Source organism: [Rhizobium] kunmingense (assembly GCF_977018605.1).
This window is the reverse complement of the sequence record NZ_CDRNXG010000004.1, coordinates 1-22,793: the sequence shown is the minus strand read 5'-3', so window position 1 is coordinate 22,793 and position 22,793 is coordinate 1. Positions and strand designations below refer to the sequence as shown.

General features: G+C 59.6%; 25 protein-coding genes. 19 read left to right on the top strand and 6 right to left on the bottom strand.

Annotated elements, in window-relative coordinates; genetic code table 11:
* Positions 1-114: 114 nt before the first annotated feature.
* Positions 115-1,311 carry a plasmid partitioning protein RepA gene (gene repA / locus AC0JZ4_RS26170; protein WP_471889446.1) on the bottom strand — a complete coding sequence of 399 codons (1,197 nt, stop codon included), beginning with the start codon at positions 1,309-1,311 and terminating at the stop codon, positions 115-117.
* A 370-nt stretch (positions 1,312-1,681) separates the two neighbouring features.
* Between repA and traI the strand changes: the two genes are divergently transcribed.
* The 13 genes from traI to AC0JZ4_RS26105 all read left to right on the top strand — a co-directional run bounded on the left by traI (position 1,682) and on the right by AC0JZ4_RS26105 (position 12,735).
* Positions 1,682-2,308 carry an acyl-homoserine-lactone synthase gene (gene traI / locus AC0JZ4_RS26165; RefSeq protein ID WP_471889445.1) on the top strand — a complete coding sequence of 209 codons (627 nt, stop codon included), beginning with the start codon at positions 1,682-1,684 and terminating at the stop codon, positions 2,306-2,308.
* 2 nt (positions 2,309-2,310) lie between these two features.
* Positions 2,311-3,282, top strand: coding sequence for a P-type conjugative transfer ATPase TrbB (gene trbB, locus AC0JZ4_RS26160; RefSeq protein WP_471889444.1), 972 nt, complete (start codon positions 2,311-2,313; stop codon positions 3,280-3,282).
* The gene (locus AC0JZ4_RS26155) at positions 3,272-3,652 is read left to right on the top strand and encodes a TrbC/VirB2 family protein (RefSeq protein WP_312223658.1); all 381 of its coding nucleotides are present in this window, start codon (positions 3,272-3,274) and stop codon (positions 3,650-3,652) included. Before trbB ends, AC0JZ4_RS26155 begins: the two co-directional genes overlap by 11 nt.
* Positions 3,646-3,933, top strand: a complete 288-nt coding sequence (locus tag AC0JZ4_RS26150) for a conjugal transfer protein TrbD (protein WP_471889505.1) — start codon at positions 3,646-3,648, stop codon at positions 3,931-3,933. The genes AC0JZ4_RS26155 and AC0JZ4_RS26150 overlap by 7 nt, the downstream gene beginning before the upstream one ends.
* A 10-nt stretch (positions 3,934-3,943) precedes the next feature.
* Entirely contained in the window at positions 3,944-6,400 is a 2,457-nt protein-coding gene (locus AC0JZ4_RS26145) for a conjugal transfer protein TrbE (protein WP_471889443.1), read from the top strand.
* On the top strand, positions 6,372-7,175 hold the full coding sequence (gene trbJ / locus AC0JZ4_RS26140; protein WP_471889504.1) for a P-type conjugative transfer protein TrbJ: 804 nt from the start codon (positions 6,372-6,374) through the stop codon (positions 7,173-7,175). The genes AC0JZ4_RS26145 and trbJ overlap by 29 nt, the downstream gene beginning before the upstream one ends.
* On the top strand, positions 7,172-7,372 hold the full coding sequence (trbK, locus tag AC0JZ4_RS26135; RefSeq protein WP_471889442.1) for an entry exclusion protein TrbK: 201 nt from the start codon (positions 7,172-7,174) through the stop codon (positions 7,370-7,372). Before trbJ ends, trbK begins: the two co-directional genes overlap by 4 nt.
* Positions 7,366-8,544, top strand: a complete 1,179-nt coding sequence (gene trbL / locus AC0JZ4_RS26130; protein WP_471889441.1) for a P-type conjugative transfer protein TrbL — start codon at positions 7,366-7,368, stop codon at positions 8,542-8,544. The genes trbK and trbL overlap by 7 nt, the downstream gene beginning before the upstream one ends.
* 21 nt (positions 8,545-8,565) lie before the next feature.
* The gene (locus tag AC0JZ4_RS26125) at positions 8,566-9,228 is read left to right on the top strand and encodes a conjugal transfer protein TrbF (RefSeq protein ID WP_471889440.1); all 663 of its coding nucleotides are present in this window, start codon (positions 8,566-8,568) and stop codon (positions 9,226-9,228) included.
* Positions 9,229-9,244: 16 nt separating this feature from the next.
* A complete protein-coding gene (gene trbG / locus AC0JZ4_RS26120; protein WP_471889439.1) occupies positions 9,245-10,057 on the top strand; it encodes a P-type conjugative transfer protein TrbG in 813 nt (270 codons plus the stop codon).
* Positions 10,058-10,060: 3 nt separating this feature from the next.
* On the top strand, positions 10,061-10,498 hold the full coding sequence (gene trbH, locus AC0JZ4_RS26115) for a conjugal transfer protein TrbH (RefSeq protein WP_471889438.1): 438 nt from the start codon (positions 10,061-10,063) through the stop codon (positions 10,496-10,498).
* Positions 10,499-10,512: 14 nt separating this feature from the next.
* On the top strand, positions 10,513-11,811 hold the full coding sequence (trbI, locus tag AC0JZ4_RS26110; RefSeq protein ID WP_471889437.1) for an IncP-type conjugal transfer protein TrbI: 1,299 nt from the start codon (positions 10,513-10,515) through the stop codon (positions 11,809-11,811).
* 222 nt (positions 11,812-12,033) lie between these two features.
* Complete coding sequence (locus AC0JZ4_RS26105) at positions 12,034-12,735, top strand: autoinducer binding domain-containing protein (protein WP_234797289.1); 702 nt, start codon at positions 12,034-12,036, stop codon at positions 12,733-12,735.
* A gap of 1 nt (position 12,736) precedes the next feature.
* Here the strand turns inward: AC0JZ4_RS26105 and AC0JZ4_RS26100 are convergent, their stop codons facing one another.
* A complete protein-coding gene (locus AC0JZ4_RS26100; protein ID WP_471889436.1) occupies positions 12,737-13,057 on the bottom strand; it encodes a transcriptional repressor TraM in 321 nt (106 codons plus the stop codon).
* 139 nt (positions 13,058-13,196) lie between these two features.
* On the opposite strand from AC0JZ4_RS26100, the gene AC0JZ4_RS26095 reads away from it, so the two are divergent.
* The 3 genes from AC0JZ4_RS26095 (at position 13,197) to AC0JZ4_RS26085 (ending at position 14,541) form a co-directional block, all read left to right on the top strand.
* A complete protein-coding gene (locus AC0JZ4_RS26095; RefSeq protein WP_471889435.1) occupies positions 13,197-13,415 on the top strand; it encodes a helix-turn-helix domain-containing protein in 219 nt (72 codons plus the stop codon).
* Between the two features lie 120 nt (positions 13,416-13,535).
* On the top strand, positions 13,536-14,159 hold the full coding sequence (locus AC0JZ4_RS26090) for a DUF433 domain-containing protein (protein ID WP_471889434.1): 624 nt from the start codon (positions 13,536-13,538) through the stop codon (positions 14,157-14,159).
* 4 nt (positions 14,160-14,163) lie between these two features.
* Positions 14,164-14,541 (top strand): DUF5615 family PIN-like protein, encoded by a 378-nt coding sequence (locus tag AC0JZ4_RS26085; protein ID WP_471889433.1) that lies wholly within the window; start codon positions 14,164-14,166, stop codon positions 14,539-14,541.
* A 47-nt stretch (positions 14,542-14,588) separates the two neighbouring features.
* On the opposite strand, the gene AC0JZ4_RS26080 is transcribed toward AC0JZ4_RS26085, so the two are convergent.
* From AC0JZ4_RS26080 to traA, 4 genes are read right to left on the bottom strand one after another with little or no spacing between them, the layout of a single operon-like run.
* Complete coding sequence (locus AC0JZ4_RS26080) at positions 14,589-15,197, bottom strand: TraH family protein (protein WP_471889432.1); 609 nt, start codon at positions 15,195-15,197, stop codon at positions 14,589-14,591.
* A 14-nt stretch (positions 15,198-15,211) separates the two neighbouring features.
* A complete protein-coding gene (locus AC0JZ4_RS26075) occupies positions 15,212-16,372 on the bottom strand; it encodes a conjugal transfer protein TraB (RefSeq protein WP_471889431.1) in 1,161 nt (386 codons plus the stop codon).
* The gene (gene traF / locus AC0JZ4_RS26070; protein ID WP_471889430.1) at positions 16,362-16,892 is read right to left on the bottom strand and encodes a conjugative transfer signal peptidase TraF; all 531 of its coding nucleotides are present in this window, start codon (positions 16,890-16,892) and stop codon (positions 16,362-16,364) included. The genes AC0JZ4_RS26075 and traF overlap by 11 nt, the downstream gene beginning before the upstream one ends.
* A gap of 32 nt (positions 16,893-16,924) precedes the next feature.
* The gene (gene traA / locus AC0JZ4_RS26065) at positions 16,925-20,506 is read right to left on the bottom strand and encodes a Ti-type conjugative transfer relaxase TraA (protein ID WP_471889429.1); all 3,582 of its coding nucleotides are present in this window, start codon (positions 20,504-20,506) and stop codon (positions 16,925-16,927) included.
* A 255-nt stretch (positions 20,507-20,761) separates the two neighbouring features.
* Between traA and traC the strand changes: the two genes are divergently transcribed.
* The 3 genes from traC to traG form a co-directional block, all read left to right on the top strand.
* Positions 20,762-21,058, top strand: a complete 297-nt coding sequence (gene traC / locus AC0JZ4_RS26060; RefSeq protein WP_037094161.1) for a conjugal transfer protein TraC — start codon at positions 20,762-20,764, stop codon at positions 21,056-21,058.
* Positions 21,059-21,062: 4 nt separating this feature from the next.
* Positions 21,063-21,278, top strand: coding sequence for a type IV conjugative transfer system coupling protein TraD (traD, locus tag AC0JZ4_RS26055; RefSeq protein ID WP_471889428.1), 216 nt, complete (start codon positions 21,063-21,065; stop codon positions 21,276-21,278).
* Positions 21,265-22,793: Ti-type conjugative transfer system protein TraG (gene traG, locus AC0JZ4_RS26050; RefSeq protein WP_471889427.1), on the top strand; the 1,529-nt coding region annotated here is incomplete at its 3' end. The genes traD and traG, both read left to right, overlap by 14 nt.

Here is a 22,793-nt window from a genome sequence, read left to right as displayed (position 1 = left end):
CTCTCTTCTCAGCGTCAACTGCCAAGACACCTATGGTTTCCAGGCGATTGAGCGCGAAGTTTCCGGCTGGCAACTTTGCAGCAGATGCGCAGGTAACATTGGTCAAGGTCGGCATTATTTTCGCCCCCACGACGTCTGAATCAACTGCTCGATTTCATTGTTCACGTTGTCGAGCGATTCCATCGCTCGGTCATATGTCGCCCTCGTAAACTGATCGCGACTAACCTCGTACAGGGTCTGTTTGGTGATACCAGCGTCGGAAATCGCGGTGCTCTTGAGCATCGGGTGATTGAGAACGTGATCGCCGAACATCGTTCGCATGAACGAGACCATCTGGTTTTGGGGGCCATCGCCAGGCTCGTAGCGGGTCACAAGATAGCGCATCCAGTCGTAGTTCATGCTGCCACCTGCATCCGCGACGACGCTAAGGAGCTCCGAGGTCATCAACAGGAATTGACACATCGACATGACGTCCAACATCTGCGGGTGCACGGTCACGAGAACAGCCGTCGCGGCACAAAGAGCCGATATTGTCAGAAAGCCCAGTTGTGGCGGGCAATCCACGACAACGACGTCGTAGTCATCGGCCACTGAAGAGATTGCGTCGTCCATGCGAGTGAAGAAAATATTCTTCCGATCGTTGGAGCTTAGAACCTTGGCGGTATCGTGCTCAAACTCCATCAGCTCGAGATTTCCCGGGACAAGATCGAGATTGGTGAAGTAGGTCTTCTTGATGACCTCCTTCAATGGGCGCCGTTCACTGTCGTAGCGAACCGCGCCATAGAGTGTCTCGTTGTCCTTGACGTCGAACTCAGGTTGGAAACCGTGGAGCGCGGACATACTGGCCTGCGGGTCAAGATCAATCGCGAGTACGCGATATCCGTTCAGCGCCAGAAATTGAGCGAGATGTGCTGCGGTCGTCGTCTTGCCGGAGCCACCCTTGAAATTAACGGCAGTTATGACCTGGAGATGTTCGCGTCCGCTACGGCGAGGGGAATACCGGCGATCGCCCTTTCCGTTCTCATCGAGGTACTCGCGGAGAGCTTGGATCGTCTCGACTGAATAGGATCGGCGATTGTTGTTGCCGATTTCAGGCTGTGGACCTTTTCCTTCAAGCGACAAATGGCGGAGATAGCCGTCGTTGATGCCAATCAGCTTTGCGGCCTCGGTCGACGAAAACGAACGAAGCGTCTTTCGAGCCTCAGGTGGGTACAACTTCACGCGATGTTCGTGAAGCGCGCCCGACAGATCTCGCGCATGGGCGGCTATCAGTTTATGGATAGCCTTCTGAAGCTGAGCGGGATTCTCCACGACGTCCTCTCGTACACACGGTAATTTTCGTAAACACAGCGATTTGCCGTGGATAGGTCAACCGATTCCATTCGGTTTTGCAAGATATTTAAAGTTAATCAATAGTTAACGCGGCTTTCTCCTGCCGCAGTCCGAAGCGAGAAAATCGACCGATTCTGTTTATGAATCGGCAGGTTAGTGCTGAACAATGCTGAGTTGGGAACACGCCGCCACTAACACTTTTGTTAGTGCTTCCATGACTGTTCCATTTGCAAAAAGGCGGTCGAAGGAGCTGGTACGCAGAATCACTCGCTAACACTTTTGGCAGTGGATCGAACTCCTCAGCCCCGGCAAACCTCCTTGCGTCACCAACGCAAGGGAGATTTGCTCGATGCGCGTCGTCGCTATCCAGAACCCAAAAAGCGAAGTTGAGCGCCGCCTCATAAACGAGATGCACCGGCTCCGCGCCCGCATTTTCCGCGGTCGCCTGGCATGGACAGTCCGTTGCACCTCCGGTCTCGAGATCGACGGTTTCGACAAGCTAAGCCCGACATACGTCCTTTGCATTGACCGTGCCGATGCTGTGATCGGATGCGCGCGGCTCCTGCCGGCAACCGGCGGCACGATGCTGGAGAAGGTATTTCCTCAACTCCTGGAGATGGACCATCTGGCGAGTCACCATCGGATGATCGAGAGCTCCCGATTTTGTGTAGATACGAACGCGGCTGCCGAACGGGAGCAAGCGGGCCTCCACTCAGCGACACTCGCCATGTTCGCCGGCATCATCGAGTGGAGCATCCTGAATGGCTATCGGGAAATCGTAACCGCCACGGATGTCAGGCTCGAGCGCATCCTCCGTCGGGCCGGTTGGCCTCTAAGCCGGCTCGGCTCACCTGCCCAGATCAGTGAAACGAAGAGCGTTGCCGGCCTGCTCCCCGCAGACTGGGTGAGCTTCGATCGCCTTCGCCCCAGCACCTATTCGTCAAGCTTCTCACTCCATCACAAGGAAGCGGCCTGATCATGCTCAGCAACCAAAACCGCTCACTCCCACGTCTCGTCAGCAAGCTGCAAAACGCATTAGGAGATCATTTGTGCGTCGCCCTCGAAGACCCGAGCGTCGTCGAGATCATGCTCAATCCGGATGGCCGTCTGTTCATCGAGCGGCTCGGTCACGGCATGGCCGCAGCTGGAGAGATGACCCGCTCCGCGGCTGAAACTGTGATTGGAAGCGTCGCCCATGTTCTGAACTCGGAAGTCGATGACGATCGGCCGATCGTTTCAGGAGAACTGCCGATCGGCGGCCACCGTTTTGAGGGATTGCTGCCACCGGTAGTTTCCGGACCATCCTTCACTATCCGTCGTCGCGCATCGCGCCTCATCCCTCTGGATGACTACGTGTCAAGCAAGGTGATGACCGCAAAGCATGCCGAGATCATTCGAAGCGCAATTGGTTCGAAGCTCAACATCCTCGTTGCTGGTGGCACGGGCTCGGGTAAGACGACCCTCACAAACGCAATCCTTGCGGAAATCGTATCGAGCTCTCCCGACGATCGCCTCGTCATTCTGGAAGACACAGCCGAAATCCAATGCGCCGCGGACAATGCAGTCAGCCTGCACACAAGCGATGCCGTCGACATGTCGCGTCTCCTGAAGAGCACGATGCGCCTTCGTCCTGATCGTATCATCGTCGGCGAGGTCCGCGATGGTGCAGCGCTCACCATGCTCAAGGCCTGGAACACCGGACACCCCGGAGGCGTCGCAACGATCCACTCAAACAGCGCTCGCTCCGCACTTCAACGCCTTGAGCAGCTGACCGCCGAGGCCAGTCACCAGCCGATGCAGGCGGTGATCGGAGATGCGGTCGACCTGATCATCTCGATCGAACGAACAGCCAAGGGCCGGCGCATCAGCGAAATTCTTCACGTCACCCGCTTTGCAGGCGGCCAATACCAGACGGAACCCTATGCAGAGGAGAGCCGAGATGCAGCATAAGAGATCACTCCTGGCCTTTGCTGTGATGGCTTTCTCTATTATCGCCGCTGCGTCGCCTGCTTTCGCCAGCTCCGGCGGCAGTCTTCCATGGGAAGGGCCGCTCGAGCAGATCCAGGAATCCATCACCGGACCTGTCGCCGGCTACATCGCCCTCGCGGCCGTCGCCATTGCCGGCGGGATGCTGATCTTCGGCGGCGAGCTGAACGATTTCGCTCGCAGGCTGATGTATGTCGTCCTGGTCGCCGGCATTCTGCTGGGTGCGACGACGATCGTCGGCCTCTTTGGCGCCACCGGTGCATCGATCGGCCTGCCAACGGATCAAGTCACGCAAGTTGTTTCAGATGATGAAGCGGGGGAGGGGGCATCGTGAGCCTCCACCGCAATCGCATTCATCGCGCGCTGTCGCGTCCAAACCTCCTGATGGGCGCCGACCGCGAGCTTGTGCTGATCACCGGGCTTGCGGCCGTGATCCTGATCTTCGTCGTCCTGACGGTCTACTCGGCGCTATTCGGTGTGGCCGTCTGGATCGTCATCGTCGGTCTGCTTCGCATGATGGCCAAATCCGACCCGCTGATGCGGCAGGTCTATGCCCGCCACATTTCATACAAGCCCCACTACCGGCCGACGGCCGCGCCGTGGCGAAGATACTAGAGGTGTGATGATGGCTGCCCTCAAACGTTTCCGCGCGACAGGTCCCTCGTTCGCTGATCTCGTTCCCTATGCCGGCTTGGTCGACAACGGGGTCCTGCTCCTGAAGGACGGCAGCCTGATGGCCGGCTGGTACTTCGCGGGTCCGGACTCCGAAAGCGCCACCGACCTTGAACGCAACGAGCTCTCCCGGCAGATCAATGCGATCCTATCGCGTCTGGGGACGGGCTGGATGATTCAGGTCGAGGCGATCCGGGTGCCGACGGTCGAGTATCCCACGCCGGGCCAGTGCTATTTTCCGGACCCTGTCACCCGTGCGATCGATGCGGAGCGCCGGGCCCATTTCGGGCGCGAGCAGGGGCATTTCGAGAGCAAGCACGCGATCATTCTGACCCACCGGCCACTCGAGTCGAAGAAGACGGCGCTCAGCAAGTACATCTATTCGGACGAGGAGAGCCGTAAGAAATCCTATGCGGACACGGTCCTGTTCGTGTTCCGCAACGCGATCCGAGAAATCGAACAGTACCTGGCCAATACCCTGTCGATCGCCCGCATGCAGACCCGCGAGGTCCGCGAAAGGGGAGGGGAGCGGATTGCGCGCTATGACGACCTCCTGCAGTTCGTTCGGTTTTGCATCACCGGTGAAAGCCATCCGGTCCGGCTACCGGAAGTCCCCATGTATCTCGACTGGCTGGCGACGGCGGAGCTGGAGCATGGCCTGACGCCAAAGGTCGAGAACCGCTTTCTCGCTGTCGTCGCTATCGACGGGCTGCCGGCAGAGAGCTGGCCCGGCATCCTCAACAATCTCGACCTGATGCCACTGACTTATCGCTGGTCGTCACGCTTCATTTTCCTCGATGCGGAAGAGGCGCGCCAGAAGCTCGAGCGCACACGAAAGAAATGGCAGCAGAAGGTCCGCCCCTTTTTCGATCAGCTCTTCCAGACGCAAAGCCGATCGGTCGATCAGGATGCCATGACGATGGTCGCCGAGACCGAGGACGCAATCGCCCAGGCCTCCTCCCAACTTGTTGCCTACGGCTATTACACCCCGGTCGTCGTCCTATTCGATGAGGACCGCGACGCCCTGCAGGAGAAGGCGGAGGCCATCCGTCGGCTGGTCCAAGCAGAGGGGTTTGGAGCACGCGTCGAGACCCTGAACGCGACGGATGCGTTTCTCGGCAGCCTGCCGGGAAACTGGTACGCCAATATCCGTGAGCCACTGATCAATACGAGCAATCTGGCGGACCTCGTTCCGCTGAACTCGGTATGGTCGGGCAATCCGGTGGCGCCGTGCCCATTCTATCCCCGGAACTCGCCGCCGTTGATGCAGGTTGCGTCGGGATCGACGCCGTTTCGCTTGAACCTGCATGTCGATGATGTCGGCCACACCCTAATTTTCGGACCGACCGGTTCGGGCAAGTCGACGCTGATCGCGCTGATCGCTGCGCAATTCCGTCGGTACGAGTTTGCGCAGATCTTCGCCTTCGACAAAGGCAACTCACTCCTCCCGCTGACGCTTGCCGCCGCCGGCGATCATTACGAGATCGGCAATGGCCAGAACGGGGAGGGTAGAGCGCTCGCATTCTGCCCGCTATTCGATCTTTCGACAGATGGCGATCGGGCCTGGGCGACTGAGTGGATCGAAATGCTTGTCGCCCTGCAGGGCGTCACAATCACGCCTGACCATCGTAATGCGATCTCGCGCCAGATCGGGCTGATGGCGACAGCGCCCGGAAAGTCGCTCTCGGACTTTGTCAGCGGTGTGCAGATGCGCGAAATCAAGGATGCGCTCCATCACTATACAGTCGACGGCCCAATGGGTCAGCTTCTCGACGCGGAAGAGGACGGCCTGACGCTTCGAGCGTTTCAGTGCTTCGAGATCGAGCAGCTTATGAACATGGGCGAGCGCAATCTGGTGCCCGTTCTCACCTACCTCTTTCACCGGATCGAGAAGCGGCTCGATGGCTCTCCGAGCCTCATCCTCCTCGACGAAGCCTGGCTGATGCTCGGGCATCCCGTGTTCCGCGACAAGATCCGGGAGTGGCTGAAGGTGCTCCGCAAAGCAAATTGCGCTGTGGTACTCGCGACCCAATCGATCTCAGACGCCGAGCGCTCTGGCATCATCGACGTGCTGAAAGAATCCTGCCCGACGAAGATCTGCCTCCCGAACGGCGCCGCACGCGAGCCAGGGACGCGGGAATTCTACGAGCGGATCGGGTTTAACGAGCGCCAGATCGAGATCGTCTCGGGCGCCATCCCCAAGCGCGAATATTACGTCGCCACGCCAGACGGACGGCGGCTCTTCGATATGTCACTCGGGCCGGTGGCGCTGAGCTTCGTCGGCGCATCCGGAAAAGAAGACCTGAAGCGGATCCGCGCGCTGAAGGCGGAACATGGCCAGGATTGGCCTACCCATTGGCTTCAATCGAGAGGAGTTCACGATGCCACGTCGCACCTCAATGTCCAGTAACTGGTTGGTCGCAACGATAGCCGCAGCAATCGCACTGTCGCCGATTTCTTCCGCCCATGCCGGATCTGCAACGGGCGCTGCCACCGAATGGACGCAGCTTGCCAACAATGCCCAGCTCATCGACCTCCTCAAAAGCTCAGGTCTGCAGGTCGATAACCAGCTGACGCAGATCACCCAGCTCGCGGAACAGGTTCAAAACCAGCTGAAGATCTACGAGAACATGCTGCAGAACACGGCGCAGCTCCCTGATCATATCTGGGGCCAGGTCGAAAGCGATCTCAACCGTCTGCGAAGCATTGTTGAGCAAGGGCAGAGCATCTCGTTTTCGATGGGCAATGCCGACGATGTCCTTCAGCAGCGGTTCAAGAGCTATGCGGATCTGAGGACCAATCTGCCCAATGCTGAATCGTTCTCGAGCACCTATCAATCCTGGTCTGACACGAACAGGGACACGATCGGCAGCACGCTGAAGGCCGCGAGCCTCACGGCAGACCAGTTTGACACGGAGGAGGGCACGATGAGTTCGCTGCGATCCATGTCGGAGTCGGCCGACGGGCAGATGAAGGCCCTCCAGGTCGGCCACCAGATCGCCGCCCAGCAGGTTTCCCAGATGCAGAAGCTGCGTGGTCTTGTCTCGCAGCAGATGACGATGATGGGCACGTGGCTCCAGACCGAGCAGACGGACAAGGATCTCGCGCAGGCCCGGCGTGAGAAATTCTTCAATGCCGACGTTTCCACGATTCCGAGCGGCCAGAAGATGGAGCCGCGCTGGTGAGCCGGCCGATCCTGATCGTCATGGTGCTGGTCATGGTCGCTGCGGCGACCTCCGGTGCCACTTTCTATTTCGTCCGGGCCGATGCCCCAACAACAGGGATGAGCGACGAGCAACGCGCCATCCGCGAGAAGTTCTTCGGCACAGCCAAGGAGCTTCCCCCGATCGAAAAAGGCCAGGAGATGCGGCCGCGATGGTGAAGCAAAACGTTGAGCGGGCTCTCTTACTCGGAGGCATAGCCTGCCTAGTCCTGGCCACTCCCGCGTTCGCACAGCAAGGACAGGTCCTGACGGAACTCGAGAACCAAGTCTCTGCTGCCGCGAAGGGATGGGAGACCACCATCATGGACGCGGCACGGTCGCTGTTCTGGATCCTCGCCGGGATCGAGGTCGGCATCGCCGCAGTCTGGCTTGCCATCCAGGCCGCATCCCTTGAAAGCTGGTTCGCCGAACTCGTCCGACGAATCATGTTCATCGGCTTCTTCGCGTTCGTTCTCACCCAGGGGCCAACGCTTGCGAGGGATGTCGTCAACAGTCTCTATCAGATCGGCGCGGGCGGCGGATCCGCCTCTCCGGCCGAGGTGTTCGATGCCGGTATACGGGTCGCTTCACAGATGTCCGAACAGGCCAAGTTCGGGGTGTTCGAGGACAACGCGCTTGCGATCGCCGCCGTTCTGGCGATGGGGGTCGTCGTGATTTGCTTCTCGCTCGTTGCCGCGATCTTCGTTGCGGTCATGGTGGAGATGTATGTGGGGCTGCTCGCGGGCATGATCATGCTCGGCTTGGGTGGCTCGTCCTTTACGAAGGATTTTGCCGTCCGCTATCTGGTCTATGCCTTCGGGGTCGGCATGAAGCTCATGGCACTGGTCATGATCGCGAAAATCGGCTCGGAAGTCCTTCTCGGCCTGGCGCAGGCACCGACAGCTGAGTCTGATCAGTTCATCACCACTTTGGCGATCGCCGGCATATCGGTCGTCGTGTTTATCATCTCCATGTATGTGCCAACGATTATCCAGGGCGTCGTTCAAGGAGCGTCTGTCTCTGGCGGCATGGAAGCCATCCGCCATGGGGGGCAGACCGCATCATTTACACTTGGAGCAGCGTCGCTCGCGGCGGGCGCGGTCGGAGCCGGCGCCGCAGCGGCTCAGGCAGCACGCGCAGCAGGCTCTTCATTTGCCGGCGCAGCACTTCGCGGGATGGGAGCCGGAATCGGGTCCGCCGGTAAAGCAGCCGGGTCGGCAGCCAAGGAAAAGGCGATCGGTTCGCCCGGAGCCTATGCCGGATCGATCATGGGGCTTGCCAACGCCAAGCTCGACCAGAGCCGCACGGGTCAAGGCGTCCCCAAAACGCCGCCGGAACGAAACGACAAGTAAGCACCAGAAAGGCGACAAGCGATGGCAGCAAACCGGCCACCCGACAGCCCTTACCTTGCCGCGCGGCAGGAATGGACCGAACGATATGGATCCTATGTCCAGGCGGCGCGCGCGTGGCGCATCGTCGGCATTCTTGGACTATCAATGGCCCTCATCGGATTTACCTATGCCATGTATCTCAGCACGCAGGTCAAACTCGTGCCGTACATTGTCGAGGTCGACAAGCTCGGCACTTCGGTGACGGCAGGCTTCCCCCAGCAGATCGAGTACGCTGATGCCCGCGTCGTCCGCGCGACACTCGGCAACTTCATCACCAGCTTGAAGTCGATCACCCCCGACGCGGTGGTACAGAAGCAATATATCGACCGGACCTATGCGCTGCTCAGGACGTCCGATCCTTCGACCCAGAAAATCAATGCCTGGTTTCGCGGGAATTCACCGTTCGAAAAGGCGAAGACATCGACCGTCGCCATCGAGGTCAACAACATCGTGGCGCTTTCAAACCAGACCTACCAGATCGACTGGACCGAATACGAACGTGACCGCAAGGGCAAGGAGACCGGCACGCGCCGGTTCCGCGGCATCGCGACGGTCGCGCTGACGGCGCCACAAGATGAGGCGATCATCCGCCTCAACCCGATCGGTCTTTATGTCCAGGACTTCGACTGGACCGCACAGCTTTAAGGGCAGGGGTATTCACATGCACAAAACAGGATTGATCGCGGCCGTCGGCTGCATGGCCGGGCTTGTCCTCGGGGAAAGCGCGATGGCGCAGAGCATGACGTCGAACGAGGTGAAGGGGACCAACATCTCGCGCAAGTGGCGGGGGACGCCTGGTCTTGTCACGACCGGTCCAGACGGGAAAGTCAACTTTCTGTTCGGCGAGACCCAGCCTTCGGTGATTTGCTCGCCGCTTCAGGTTTGCGATATCGAATTGCAGGGCGGCGAAATCGTCCGCGATGTGCTTGTCGGTGATACGGTCCGCTGGAAGGTAGAGCCGGCGACGTCTGGAGCAACCGGAGGACAGGCGATCCACCTGATCGTGAAGCCGTCGGAGGCTGGCCTCGTTACGTCCATGGTCGTAACGACCTCGCGGCGGACCTACCATATCCAGCTCAAATCCCATCCCAGTCAGTACATGGCCCGGATCGGCTTCGAATACCCGGAGGACGTGTCGACCAAACTGGCCGATATCAATGCCCGGCTTGAGACCGGAGGCATTCCGGGAACCGCTCCGGACAAGCTGAACTTCTCGTACTCGGTCAGCGGTAGCGCCTCATGGCGGCCGAAGCGCGTCTACTCCGACGGCTCCAAAACCTACATCCAGTTTCCCCGGTCAATCTCCGGGCAGGACGCGCCTGTCCTGTTCGTCGTCAGCGGCGGGCAGAACCGCATCGTCAACTACCGCATGAAGAACGACATGATGATCGTCGATTATGCGGTCGACAAAGCCGTGCTCGTCTCCGGGGTCGGCTGGCGCCAACAGAAAATCACGATCCGGCGGGGAGGCTGATCAATGAAGAAGACAATCGCCGCCGTCATCATCACTGCGATCCTTTCCGGCTGCCAGACAGCAGATGAGACGCTGACCACAAATTCCACCCCGATAGCCGTCACGGGCGCCACCGCAAGCGCCATCGCCGGCGACATGGCAAGCCGCCTTGCGGAACAGGTCGGGCCGGCCGGCACCACGATCCTCAAAATAGACAAGGACACTTCGGAATACGCCGCTGCTTTTGAGGCAGCGCTGAAAGGATGGGGATACACGGTCATCGTCGATGGCAAAGTCGGCAAGGATCAGAAGCCGGTTGAGCTTGCGTGGTCGATTGACAGCTTTGACGGGCAAGTCCTTGCACGGATCAGCACGCCGGCCGTTGCGCTCGGGCGTGCCTACACGGCGACGTCAGTGGGCGCGACACCAACCAGTCCGCTTTCGATCATGCAGCGAAACTGAGGGGAGGGGAAACCATGGTTCAATCGCTCCAGCTCGGCACGGCGGGTGATGCTGACGATCAACAGAGTATGCGACGCCTCAATCGCCTGCCGATCATCGTCGCGATCGTCATCATCGTTTTGTTCTTCGGCGTCGTGATCGTCGGCCTGTCGTGGCGCGGTCTCTCATTCAACCGTGGCAATGAGCTCGACAGCACCTCCGCGTCTCCGGCAACAACATTTGGCGATCAGCTGAAGCGAGGGGTGTCGGACGGGATCATAGGCGAACCGGAGCAACGCGAACTGTTTCAGCCGACGCCCGTGGTTGTCGAGCGCGAACCGGTAAGAGAGGCCGTCGTAGAGCGGCAGAACGAGGCCAGGGCGGAAAGGCGATCGCAACTCGAGCCGGAAGCCGAGTGGAAGGCCCGGCTGAAGCGGGAACAGGACGAGCAGATTCTCCGCGAAGCCCAGCGTCAGAGAATGGCGAGCCTCCAGGCACGGGCAACAGCGCTCGATTCACCGCTCAAGGTAGACGTTTCCGAGGTCCAGAAAAGCGCTTCCGAAAGCAGGGCCGACGCTCGCCAACCTCTCAACGCCACGACGACCAGTGCATCCGACCTCTACAGCGCTGCTATGAAGTCCGGTTTACTCGGACAGAACGTCGATCAAAATGGGCAGACGTCGAAGGAGGATTTTTTCAACCAGGACATCAAGGATCTTGGCTATTTGCCGAAACAGGTAGTCCCGCAGCTTTCGCCCTACGAGTTGAAGCGTGGATCGGTGATTCCTGCCACGATGATCACCGGCCTGAACTCAGACCTTCCAGGGCGGATCTCAGCGCAGGTCAGCCAGAATGTCTATGACAGCGCCACCGGCTACCGGCTGCTAGTCCCGCAAGGAGCGAAGCTGTTTGGCCGCTACGATTCCAAGGTGTCGTTCGGGCAGGAGCGCGTGCTGGTCGTCTGGACCGACATAATATTTCCCAACGGGTCGACACTTCAGATCGGCGGCATGTCCGGCACGGATTCCGAAGGGTATGGCGGCTTCAAGGATAAGGTTGATCGCCATCTCTGGCGCACCTTCGGCTCTGCCGCGCTTGTTGCCATTATCGGCACAGGGATCGATATGTCGATGCCGCAGAGTTCGACGTTGGCGACGCAGGATACGGCTTCAGATGCAGCGCGGCGGAATTTTGCCGAATCGTTCGGCAGAGTGGCGGAACAGACGATCTCGAAGAACCTGAATGTGCAGCCTACGATCAGGATTCGCCCCGGTTACAAATTCAACGTGCTGGTCGATCAGGATATAATTTTCCCCAGTTCGTATCGGCAATAGAACAGAGTTCGGCGCAAACCGGTCATCCCCTATGTAATTGAATAGCGATGACATACTACAATCTTGCGTGGGTAAATTGTTTCCCATAATACTCAACTTTAGGCAGGCGCAATGGGTGTGCTTCGCCTTCGTTTCGGAGCGACCGGGCCCTCGACAAAGGGTACTGCCACTTATGACTGCAACCTTGTTGCGTTCATACCCTCACTCAAAGGAGGCCATGAATTGAACCAATGGTTTGAGCGTTTGACCGAACAGGTCGCCCTGGCGCATGACGAAGCCACGGTGAAAGCGACCCTGGAGAAGTTAAGCCGTGAAGCGGGATTTGGCGCCTATGCCTATCTCAATCTTCAGGCGGAGACGCAAACGGCGATCTCAAACTATGACGTCGAGTGGCAGCAGCGATACTTCGAGAAATCCTACGCTCTGATCGATCCCGTCGTGCGGAGCGCACGAGATCAGCTTGAGGCATTCGCCTGGTCCAATGAAGCATCGCTCAGGATGAGCAAGGAGCGCAGGAACTTCTACGGAGAAGCCGGGGAGTTCGGGATCCGCTCCGGGGTTACAATTCCGATCAAGACCGGCTTTGGTCGGATGGCAATGCTCACTCTGGCTTCTGAAGAAGCTGATTTTGCCCTGGGGCAATCGCTGAACCCGGTTCTTGCCGCTTCTGCGGTCGCGCAACTGCACTCGAGGCTTGAAGGCCTGGGAGCGAAGCCGACCCATCACACTCCCATTCGAATGAAGTCCGACGAACTGACCTGCTTACGCTGGTCTGCAGAGGGCAAATCGATGAAGGCCATTGCTATCATCGAGAACACCACATACGCCAATGTCGCGTTCTTCCTGCGTAACGCGAAGTCGGCGCTGGGAGCGACGAGCTTACCGCAGGCAACAGCTATGGCCAAGGAGTTTGGTCTGATCTAGGTCAGTGGCCCTTTGATTTCGGCATGTCCGGTATGTAGCCCAAGATATCAAGAAGCGTCGATACGACCGTCTGCTGTGCGTGGACGGCGATCATCGCCGTGATATAGGCCTGACTTGCCTCGCGAGCCGTCTCCGGGTCAGCTGCGGCATCGACCTTCGCTTCGAGCATCACGGCGTTATCGCGCAAACGACGATGTTTCTCGATCTCGCGCACGACGTGGCGTTCTATTTCTTCAGGCGGCTGGTCACTCATCAATCCGATAAGTGGGCGCAATATGAGTTTGGTATCAGACACAGGCCCGTCTGCACTTGCTTTTAACATTATCGGTCCAATTACCGTCCATATACCACTGATGTAAACCTTCTTCGAACCGAGGTGTCCGCTGAGGCAAATCGGTTTAAATCTCAATTACATACTATAGTTGATAAACTTAAAGTATGTAAACGTTGATCTTCCGCGCATGGATATGCGCAAGCTGGTCGGCCGAAATTTTGCCCGCCTCCGTCGGGAAAAAGGCCTGACACAGGAGGATGTGGAAGCGCGCTCCGGCTTCAGCCAACAGTATCTAAGCGGACTCGAAAGAGGGAAGCGAAACCCCTCCATCGTCACACTCTATGAGATCGCCCAAGCCCTCGGCGTCAGTCATCTAGAGCTGGTCACGCCAGACCAGTCAGACTAAGTAGGCGAGACTCTCCACCGGTCAGTATGACTGGAATTCTCTCCGATCCTACCGAGAACCGAGGTCCCACTTCACAACGCGCATCGAAATCGCTATATATTCTCCACAAGGAGAACGATTATGGTTCAGATGTCGCGTGCCTATACGCCTGCGGAGGCAGCCGCCGTCAGCGAAATCGCTGTGAAGTCGGTGCATAATGCTATCGACAAACGGATCATCGCACGTCGTCTTTCGGAAGACGAGGGACGAGCGCTTTCCGACGATGACCTGCTGCGCCTCAAACTCTGGTATGGGGTCGGCTCGATCTTGTCGGCCGAACGCCGTCAGCGGCTCTTCGACACGATCGACCAGAATCCTGATGCCGATACCATACGAGCGGACGATTATCTGATTGTCGATGTTGCTCGTGCGCGCGAGCAGCTTGCTGCGCGTGCGGAGGCGCTTCGGGAAGCGGAGCGGGTTATCGAATCCGTGAAGGGTGTCATCGGCGGCGAGCCGGTCTTCAGCAAAACGCGCGTTCCAGTCAGAGCGATTGCCGCCATGAAGGCGCAGGGCGCGACCACCGAGGAGATTGTCGAGGGATATCCTTCGCTCACCATACGTATGGTCGAACTCGCGGAGATCTGGACGGCCGCTCACCCGGCACGAGGTCGGCCTCGCAAGCTTTCCGACCTTGGCGCGACCGTGAAATCGTCAAAGCGGCTATCGCTGCGGAAGACCGCCAACACATCGTCCGGCAGCTGATATCGTGAAATTTCTGATCGATGAATGCCTGCACACATCACTCGTGGCCGTTGCACAGGAAAACGGCCACGATGGCTTTCACATAAATTGGCTCGGCTTGAGTGGAGAGAAAGACTGGGACCTGATGCCACGCATCGTGGCAGAGGATTACACCTTCGTAACCAACAACGCGCGTGATTTCAGGAAGCTCTATAGTAGCGAGGAAATCCACGCCGGCTTGATCATCATCGTGCCTCAAGTCGTTCCGGCACTGCAGCGAGACCTGTTCACACTCATCCTCGAGGAGGTTGCCGGCGGCGAGGAACTCCTGAACGAGGTGATCGAGGTCAGCATCGAGGGCGATGAGGCGGTTCTCACTCGCTACTCTCTCCCGGCAAACTGAGAGCGGCGCAAATACGCTCACTCCGCGGGGACGCATTGTGCCGACCGCTATTTCTGGCCCCCGATCCTTGTCAGGTCGATCCTGATACCGGCGTTGTCGGGCTTGACCCGAGATTCATCCGGCGTCTCAGCGGTTTCATCTTCCTCAGCGTGGGCAGCATCATCGACCGTCAACGTCGATCGTTGCACGACCGCGCCACCGGGATCTTTCGCCTGGAACACACTCTCGCCCTCGAACTTTCCGGTCTGCCAGGCGTGGACGGCATCGTCGAAGAGTTGCGGAAAGACCTCTTCGCTTGTCGGGTTTCCATACCATTTGGCGACAATTCGCAGGATCTTCGCAAACATCGCCGTGCCCATCCGCAGATTTGCGCAAGGGTCGACCATATCAACCTTCAGTTCCGACGCGTCCTTCAGACCGATACCCGCAGGAATCTGGGTCAAGCCCACCCGCACGATGGAACCACCGATGTTCTCGCGAATGATCTCGACAGCCTCCTCAGGTGTTTTCGGCTTCGGGACGAGGATCAGGCGGCCGCCGGACCTCACCGTTATGGCCAGCGGGTCTTCCGAGCCGACGGCCTGCACGAACTGTTCGACGATTGCCGGCTTCAGCGATGGGTCGGCACATTCCCTGATCAAGGCAGCATCCAGCATGCGAGCTTCAATCCTTAACTGTTGAACGAAATGACGAGAGGCAGGTCGAACAGGCGGGCCCAGGCCTCACTGCTTGCCCGTTGAATGTCGATGATCGATGTCCCTGCGGTCCACCAGCCGTTTCCGACTGCGACGATGACGTCAGGTCGGTGGTAGGCTGATTGCAGGACCGGCCAGACGAGGAGCTGCTCGTAGCAGATCAGCGGCGCCGCGGTCTGGTCGCCAACATCGACAACGGGATTGGCAAAGAAATGTGCCCGGGCGCCGCCTTGATCACCGATCCAGGCTCGCCATGGCTGCCACATCGATCCGGGGACCGGCATCCGCTCCCGATAGATAACGTCGCTTCCTCCAGCCGATATCCTCACGAGCACATTGTCGTAGCCTTGGCTGTCGATAACGGCCGCACCCGAGATGACAGTGATGCCCGTTCCGGTGAGAGATCGCTGCCAGACGTGGCCAACCATCGGCGTCCAGAAACCGAGCGCGCTTTCCGGCAGCACGACCGTAGTACCTGGCGACTGGAGGCGCACGATGTCGATCAGCTCTTGTTGCCGCTTGAGGCCGGCTTCGCGTCCGAGAGACGCGCCCATTTCGAGGTCGACACCTATCCACGACGCAGGTAGAATCGGCGGTGTCCACTCAGCGGCGGACCAGAGCCAGAGGCCTGTCATGGCCAAGGCTGCAGCCGGCCGATATCGCGTCGTCATGACGATCAGGCCGGCTGCCATCGCACCCAGACCCAACCATCCCCAGCCCGAAAACAGAATGCCTGCGGCGGTGATCGGATGCGCCCATCCAAGAATGCCGAAGGGTGGGATCGCCATTGCGACGCAAGCAGCCAGATAGCGGAGTGGCTTTTGCCATCCCTTGCGGTCGGTCCACAATACGGAATGAACTGTGACGAACGCGGAGGAGGCGACCAACCACAGCAGAAGACCGGGCCAGATATCCGATGAATAGAAGTTCGCTACGCCCTGCGGCAGTCCCCGCGATGCGGCGAGGAAATAGACAGCAGATGTGGTCGTTGCCTGCTGTCGCGTGCGCGCGAGCGACCAGAGCATGGGGAAGGCCGCCGCGACGGGCAAAAGAAGCACATCACCGCTCCAAGCTATCCATCCGGCAATCGTGGATAGTGCGACGAGGACAGGCGTCCGAACGCGGTCATGGCGCATAGGTCCAGACCTCCCGCGCAAGTCCGAGAATTCCCTCCACTGGCAGAGGGCCGAAGTACCGGCTATCGAACGACCCCGGAAACTCGGAATGAAGGAAAACCGCGCCGGGCGGAACGACGCCCCCGCCATAGCGCACCATCTCACGCCCCTCGCCGTCCACCCTCGCAACACGGGAGTGAGGAAGCGGACGACCATCGACACGCACGTCTTCAGCTATCTCGATCGCCCGTCCGGATGTCGCCACCACCGCTTTGATCAGTGGAGCGACCCAACCGGCGCACAGGCCGAAGCGTAGATATCCACGCGCCCGCGCCTCACGCATCACGTCGGCGTCAGGCGGGCAGATGAAGACGAGATCGCCGGCCAGAATTGGGCGATCGGGCTTGACGATCCGCCAGAGACCCAGCGGTTCGCTCGGTGTGAGATTGACCCTGAAGCCCTGTCCTCCAAGCAGCACGATGAAGCCAAGTGCGAACAGACTGACGCTGGAGATCCGATAGAACCAGACGAGGCGTTTCATGCGCCGTAGCACTCTATGTCGATGGCGCATTTTCATTTGAGGGTCAGCCCGTGAGACTTCGTCTGACGCAGTGCTTCGGCCTGCTTGAGCGCCGTGACGCTGCGCTCGTGGGCCGACAGTTGCTGCACCGTCCGCATCATATTCCAGGCCTGCTGCACCTCGCTCTTCTGGGCAGTATTCATGCCTGCCGTAACGCGTTGGAATGCCTCGCCATCGTTGTCCTTCGCTGCAAGCGGAAGCAGGGACCTTTCCCCGAAACGTTCCGTCACTGCTTTGGCAAAGCCCTCGAGTTCAGCCTTCACCATTTTGTCGGCGAGGGCATATTCCAGACCTGCTGGCAGATCATTCCTGTCGATGGCATCACGTACCCGTTCGAGTACACCCTTCGCATCGGCAGAAAGGGCAGGAATCTCCAGAGCGACCTGTCTACGCACAGCGAGTTCCTGTGCATGGGTACGGCGTTCGGCCTCGCCACGCTGGCGCAGATAATCGCCGATGCTGTCGGCCAGCGGCGGGGCATTCTTCAGCGCTCGATCTCTGTCCAGTTTGTCGGCACGGTTGGCGAGAAGACCGGTTTTGCCCTTGAGAGCGCCGAAGGTTTCAGGCTCTGCGGTGATCCTGGAAATTGTCTTCGCCGCAGCCGCCTGATCGTGCAACATCGCGTCGACATTCACCGCCTTGAACGCCGCTTCCGGGTTGGCGAAAACGTGGTGGAAGCGCATGGACACTTCCTCCCAATGCTTCTTCAAGGCAGGGTCGGCGGCGATCCTGTCTTCGACCGCCTGGTCGATCGTTTTGGGGAAGGTCGTGATGCCTGATACCATCGGCTTTTCCTCCTTGGCTGTGTTCGCGATCGAGATACTGCTGCTGCCACGGGCCAGGCCGAGCCTTGCGCCGAGGGCTGAGAGCTTTGCCGCAAGATCGATAAGCCGCTGCTTCTGGCGTACGGTCCAGGCGAGCCGATCCCTCGAGATCGTGCGGGCGACATTCATCAGATGAAGACCACGCGCCTCCGCAAATCGCAGCGCCGCGCGATAGGACGATGCGCCTTCATAATCGAGGGTCGTTTCCTTCGATCCATCGCGGGCCAGCCGCTCCTTAAGCCGCTCGATCGCCAGGTCCGCGACGCGAACGACTTTCCAGGCGTTGCGCTCGGCCATCGTGCCATCTGGCAATGTGACTGTCTCCGATCCATCGTGCTTCAGACCGATGCGATCGCCGATCTCAGGCCGGGCCACCTCGATGGCCCGCTTGAGATCGACACCCCAGATCGTGCGTTGCTGTCCGTCACTATCTTCGAGCGTCACGAAATAGCTGTCACGGTTTCCGGGCTTGTGTTCGTAGGGCGCGACACCATGCTCGATGAGTATTCCGCCGCGGTGGTTAGTGAACTCTTCCATGCTGACGTGGAGCTCGGCTGCCTCTCGATGGCGCGTCATCGCAACATAAGTCAGGTGACGGTCGAGCGTGCTGGAGGCTAGGACTTTGACACGGTCGACGGTTGCGCCCTGGGATTTGTGGATCGTCGTCGCATAGCCATGATCAACATTGGCGTAGAACCGCTGTTCGATGATGACCTGCGTGCGGCTCTCCCCAACGCCGATCTCGGCGACGATGCGACCGGGTGCTGCATCCACGACTTTGGCCAGCATGCCATTCTTGACGCCGAGACTACCTTCGTTCTCCAGGAAGACGATCTGGTCGCCCGCGGCAAACCGACGTGGCCCGTCCTCGGTGTTGAACGCAGAACCTTCGCCGACAATGCCGCGCTCGACGAGCCTGCCACGCGCCAGCTCATTCAGTTCGCGCACGTCACGTCGACGGTGTGCGAGGATGAGCGTGGTCTTGTCGGGATCAAAATCCCGGTTCCAGCTCTCGATCAGCCCTTCTATTGCGTCCTGCCTCGTCCAGCTGGTTTGTACCAACCCGGCCTGCTCATAAGCGTTCAGCGCGCCCGCGACGTTTCCACGCGCCAGATCGAGTGAAGCATCCCGCATCCACTGATCTTTCTGGCGGTAGATGGTCTCAAGCTCCGCATAGCCGACCCGATCCGTGATGGCCCGGAAAGCTGCACCTGCCTCGATTGGCTGCAGCTGATCGGGATCACCGATCAGGACGAGCTTGGCGCCGGCCTTCGTCACCGCTTCGAAGAACAAGGCAAGCTGGCGAGACGACACCATGCCGGCTTCGTCGATGACGAAGATCGTCTTGTCATCAAGTTGATCCCGCTCCTTCTCCCAACGCAGCTCCCAGGACGAAAGCGTTCGCGAGACGATGCCGGCTTCCTTCTCCAGACCTTCCGCCGCCTTGCCCGCCAGCGCCCCACCGACGACCCGATAGCCAGCGGCCTCCCATACCTCACGAGCAGCCTTCATCATCGTGGTTTTCCCGGCGCCGGCGCGGCCGATGACAGCGGCGATCCCGGCGTCGCCAGCGACATGTTCGATCGCCGACTTCTGCTCGTCGGACAGACGATCGTGCCGGGCAAACGTCGCCTCGAGCACCGCCTTGCGAGCTCCGTGCGCGGCCCGGTGCGAAAGCCAGATCGCGCGATTGGCCATCTCGGCTTCGAGCCTGATCAGCTCGCGCGTCGTGTACTTTGCCGATGACCGGGTCCCTGTCGCAAAATCCACCCGCTCGCGATCCAGACGAAGGGTCTCCGGGCTCTGCAGGATGCGCGCCATCAAGCTTTGGAAAAGGCCCGCATCGTCAATATAGCGATGGAGGATCTTCGCGACGTCGCGCTCATCGAAAACACTCTTCTCCCGCGTGATCAGATCAAGCACGATCTCCGGATTGCGCTGGATCCGGCGGGCATTTTCAGCACGCCGCCCCTCCTGCCGTTCCAGCCGCTCAAGCGCTGCCCTCTCCTCGGCACTCTCCGCCTTCCTCTCGATCGCCTTCGTACCGACGCCGAGATGGATGGTCGGCGTAAGCTCGATGCCCTGTTTCTCGAAGGAGCGACCATCGACCCGGAGGTCGAGGCCGGCCAACGCCAGATGCCGGTTCTGGCAGGCGAACCATCCGTCGCGAAAAGCATTGAAGCTTTCGAGGCCACCTGCCCAGAGTTCGTAGACGATCTTGCCGCTGTCGTTGCGCAGCGGTTGGCCATCTGGTCCGGTGACCGCCACCTTCTTCGAACCGAACCCGTCCTCGGTCAGCGGCCGCAACGTCGTCATCAGGTGGATATGCGGATTGCCCGGGGCATCGTGATAGACCCAGTCGGCAACCATGCCTTCGGTCGTGATGTGCAGCGCCACAAAATCCCTGACGAGCTCGATGTTCTGCTCGGCTGAAAGCTCTATTGGCAGGGCGATGGTGACATCTTTGGCAAGCTGCGCATCCGATCGCTTCTCGAATTCCTCGACCTTGTTCCAGAATGCTTCCGACGCACCAGAGACGGACCGATCGGCAATCAAAGATTGTAGCCAATCTGGCGCATCGGCCGGTATGACAAACTCTTCGTGAAGCAGACCCTGCTTGCGGGTGTAATCGATCGTACGGGCTTCACGCTCATAGTCCATTTTGGCGCAATGCCGGTAGGCCGCCGACAGCACGGCGCTGCGGCCGGAGCCGCGTGCAACTATGCTGACAGAGAAATGCGGGACGGCCACTACCAGGAAAGCTCCTTCAATCGAACAAATTCAACGTGTTCGTGAGGAGCGGTGGGCCCCGCCAGGGTTCAAAAGCAGAGCGTCGCATCAGCGACGTATAATTGCGCCCTTCGGATCCGTCCTTGCGAACGGACGGGATGATGCTCAAAAGCGTAGGCTACGCCTACTCGCATTTCTGTTAGTAGATCGGCACGCCGATCTGAACGACTCTGGCTGCGTGAACCACGTCATGCAGCAACAGAGGACAATCCAGAGATGAAGAAGCCATCCTCCAAGATCCGCGAAGAAATTGCCAAGCTCCAGGAACAGCTCAAGCACGCGGAAACGAGAGAGGCCGAGCGCATCGGTCGCATCGCGCTTCGGGCAGGCCTTGGCGAGATCGAAATCGAGGAGACGGAGCTTCAGGCAGCGCTCGAGGAATTGGCGAAACGCTTTCGCGGAGGCAAACCCGGTTCAGTCGGAAGGAAAGGGGCGGGCGACAGCAGCACGGGCAGCGGGCAGTCCGAAGCGATCGCGTCTGGCGCGACTTCGGGCGGCACTGTTGAGGCTTGAGCGGATGAGCAGGAACGCGACATCCGACGCCCGGAAGAAGGACACGCGCGACAAGATCGAACTCGGCGGCCTCATCGTCAAAGCCGGTCTCCGCTTCGAGAAACGGACGCTTCTGCTCGGCGCACTGATGGATCTGCAGCGTCGGCTGAAGTCAGACGACCATGAGCGAACACGATTGACAGCGATCGGGGCGGAGGCCTTCGGCAATGAAGGCGAATAGGATCGCTCTCGTCATTCTTCCTGCGGCCATGATGGGTGCGGCAGTGTTCGCGCTCACCGGGATAGAGACATGGCTTGCCGGGTTCGGCAAGACCGAGGCGGCAAGGCTTGCCCTGGGACGGGCAGGGGTCGCGGCGCCATACGTGGCGACTGCCGCCCTCGGCTTGATTTTCCTGTTCGCAACGGCCGGGTCAGCCAGCATTCGTGCTGCGGGCCTCGGTGCCACAATTGGAAACGCCGCAGTTATCCTGACAGCTTGCGTGCGGGAGGGCGTGCGGCTTAGCACACTTTCTTCGCAGGTCCCGGCGGACAAATCCGCGCTGTCCTATCTGGATCCATCGACCATGATCGGCGCGGCCGCTGCGCTGATGTCCGGCTGCTTCGCATTGCGCGTGGCGACGCTCGGCAACGCCGCCTTTGCCCGGGCAGCGCCAAAACGGATCATCGGCAAGCGTGCCCTGCACGGCGAGGCCGACTGGATGGCGCTTCCCGAAGCCGGCAGACTATTCTCGTCGACCGGAGGCATTGTCGTCGGTGAGCGGTATCGCGTCGACCGTGACAGTGTTGCCGGCATCTCTTTCCGTGCCGATACCACCGAGACCTGGGGTGCAGGTGGCAAGTCTCCCCTGCTTTGTTTCGACGGATCGTTCGGCTCCTCGCACGGTATCGTCTTCGCTGGATCGGGGGGGTTCAAAACGACCTCGGTCACGATCCCGACTGCTCTGAAATGGGGTGGTTCGCTCATTGTGCTCGATCCCTCAAACGAGGTCGCGCCCATGGTGTCGAAACATCGCGAGGAAGCGGGACGGCGCGTCAGAATTCTCGATCCGCGCAAGCCCGCAATAGGCTTCAACGCCCTTGACTGGGTCGGCCAATATGGCGGCACGAAAGAGGAAGATATCGCCTCGGTCGCATCATGGATCATGAGCGATAGCGGTCGCGCCAGCGGTGTCCGCGACGACTTCTTCCGTGCCTCAGGCTTGCAGCTCCTGACGGCGATCATCGCGGATGTCTGCCTGTCCGGGCATACGCCGAATGAGCAGCAGACGCTCCGCCAGGTGCGCTGCAACCTGTCCGAGCCCGAGCCGAAACTGCGACAGCGCCTGCAGGATATCTACGACAATTCGGAATCGGATTTCGTGAAGGAGAACGTCGCCGCCTTCGTCAACATGACGCCGGAAACATTCTCCGGCGTCTACGCCAACGCGATCAAGGAAACACACTGGCTTTCCTACCAGAACTATGCGGCGCTGGTCTCTGGTTCGACATTCCGGACAGAGGACATTGCGTCGGGCAAGACGGACGTGTTTATCAACATCGACCTCAAGACGTTGGAAACCCACAGCGGATTGGCGCGCGTCGTGATCGGCTCGTTCCTGAACGCGATCTACAATCGAGATGGCGCTATGGAGGGGCGAGCGCTCTTCCTGCTCGATGAAGTCGCCCGTCTTGGCTACATGCGTATTCTGGAGACCGCACGGGACGCTGGCCGAAAATACGGGATCACGGTGACGAT

What these genes read in the sequence shown, in the direction of transcription:
- traI (WP_471889445.1), top strand. Translation starts at nt 1,682, where the DNA reads ATGCGCGTCGTCGCTATCCAGAACCCAAAAAGCGAAGTTGAGCGCCGC.
- trbB (WP_471889444.1), top strand. Translation starts at nt 2,311, where the DNA reads ATGCTCAGCAACCAAAACCGCTCACTCCCACGTCTCGTCAGCAAGCTG.
- AC0JZ4_RS26155 (WP_312223658.1), top strand. Translation starts at nt 3,272, where the DNA reads ATGCAGCATAAGAGATCACTCCTGGCCTTTGCTGTGATGGCTTTCTCT.
- AC0JZ4_RS26145 (WP_471889443.1), top strand. Translation starts at nt 3,944, where the DNA reads ATGGCTGCCCTCAAACGTTTCCGCGCGACAGGTCCCTCGTTCGCTGAT.
- trbJ (WP_471889504.1), top strand. Translation starts at nt 6,372, where the DNA reads ATGCCACGTCGCACCTCAATGTCCAGTAACTGGTTGGTCGCAACGATA.
- trbL (WP_471889441.1), top strand. Translation starts at nt 7,366, where the DNA reads ATGGTGAAGCAAAACGTTGAGCGGGCTCTCTTACTCGGAGGCATAGCC.
- AC0JZ4_RS26125 (WP_471889440.1), top strand. Translation starts at nt 8,566, where the DNA reads ATGGCAGCAAACCGGCCACCCGACAGCCCTTACCTTGCCGCGCGGCAG.
- trbG (WP_471889439.1), top strand. Translation starts at nt 9,245, where the DNA reads ATGCACAAAACAGGATTGATCGCGGCCGTCGGCTGCATGGCCGGGCTT.
- trbH (WP_471889438.1), top strand. Translation starts at nt 10,061, where the DNA reads ATGAAGAAGACAATCGCCGCCGTCATCATCACTGCGATCCTTTCCGGC.
- trbI (WP_471889437.1), top strand. Translation starts at nt 10,513, where the DNA reads ATGGTTCAATCGCTCCAGCTCGGCACGGCGGGTGATGCTGACGATCAA.
- AC0JZ4_RS26100 (WP_471889436.1), bottom strand. Translation starts at nt 13,057, where the DNA reads ATGTTAAAAGCAAGTGCAGACGGGCCTGTGTCTGATACCAAACTCATA.
- AC0JZ4_RS26095 (WP_471889435.1), top strand. Translation starts at nt 13,197, where the DNA reads ATGGATATGCGCAAGCTGGTCGGCCGAAATTTTGCCCGCCTCCGTCGG.
- AC0JZ4_RS26090 (WP_471889434.1), top strand. Translation starts at nt 13,536, where the DNA reads ATGGTTCAGATGTCGCGTGCCTATACGCCTGCGGAGGCAGCCGCCGTC.
- AC0JZ4_RS26080 (WP_471889432.1), bottom strand. Translation starts at nt 15,197, where the DNA reads ATGCTGGATGCTGCCTTGATCAGGGAATGTGCCGACCCATCGCTGAAG.
- AC0JZ4_RS26075 (WP_471889431.1), bottom strand. Translation starts at nt 16,372, where the DNA reads ATGCGCCATGACCGCGTTCGGACGCCTGTCCTCGTCGCACTATCCACG.
- traF (WP_471889430.1), bottom strand. Translation starts at nt 16,892, where the DNA reads ATGAAACGCCTCGTCTGGTTCTATCGGATCTCCAGCGTCAGTCTGTTC.
- traC (WP_037094161.1), top strand. Translation starts at nt 20,762, where the DNA reads ATGAAGAAGCCATCCTCCAAGATCCGCGAAGAAATTGCCAAGCTCCAG.
- traD (WP_471889428.1), top strand. Translation starts at nt 21,063, where the DNA reads ATGAGCAGGAACGCGACATCCGACGCCCGGAAGAAGGACACGCGCGAC.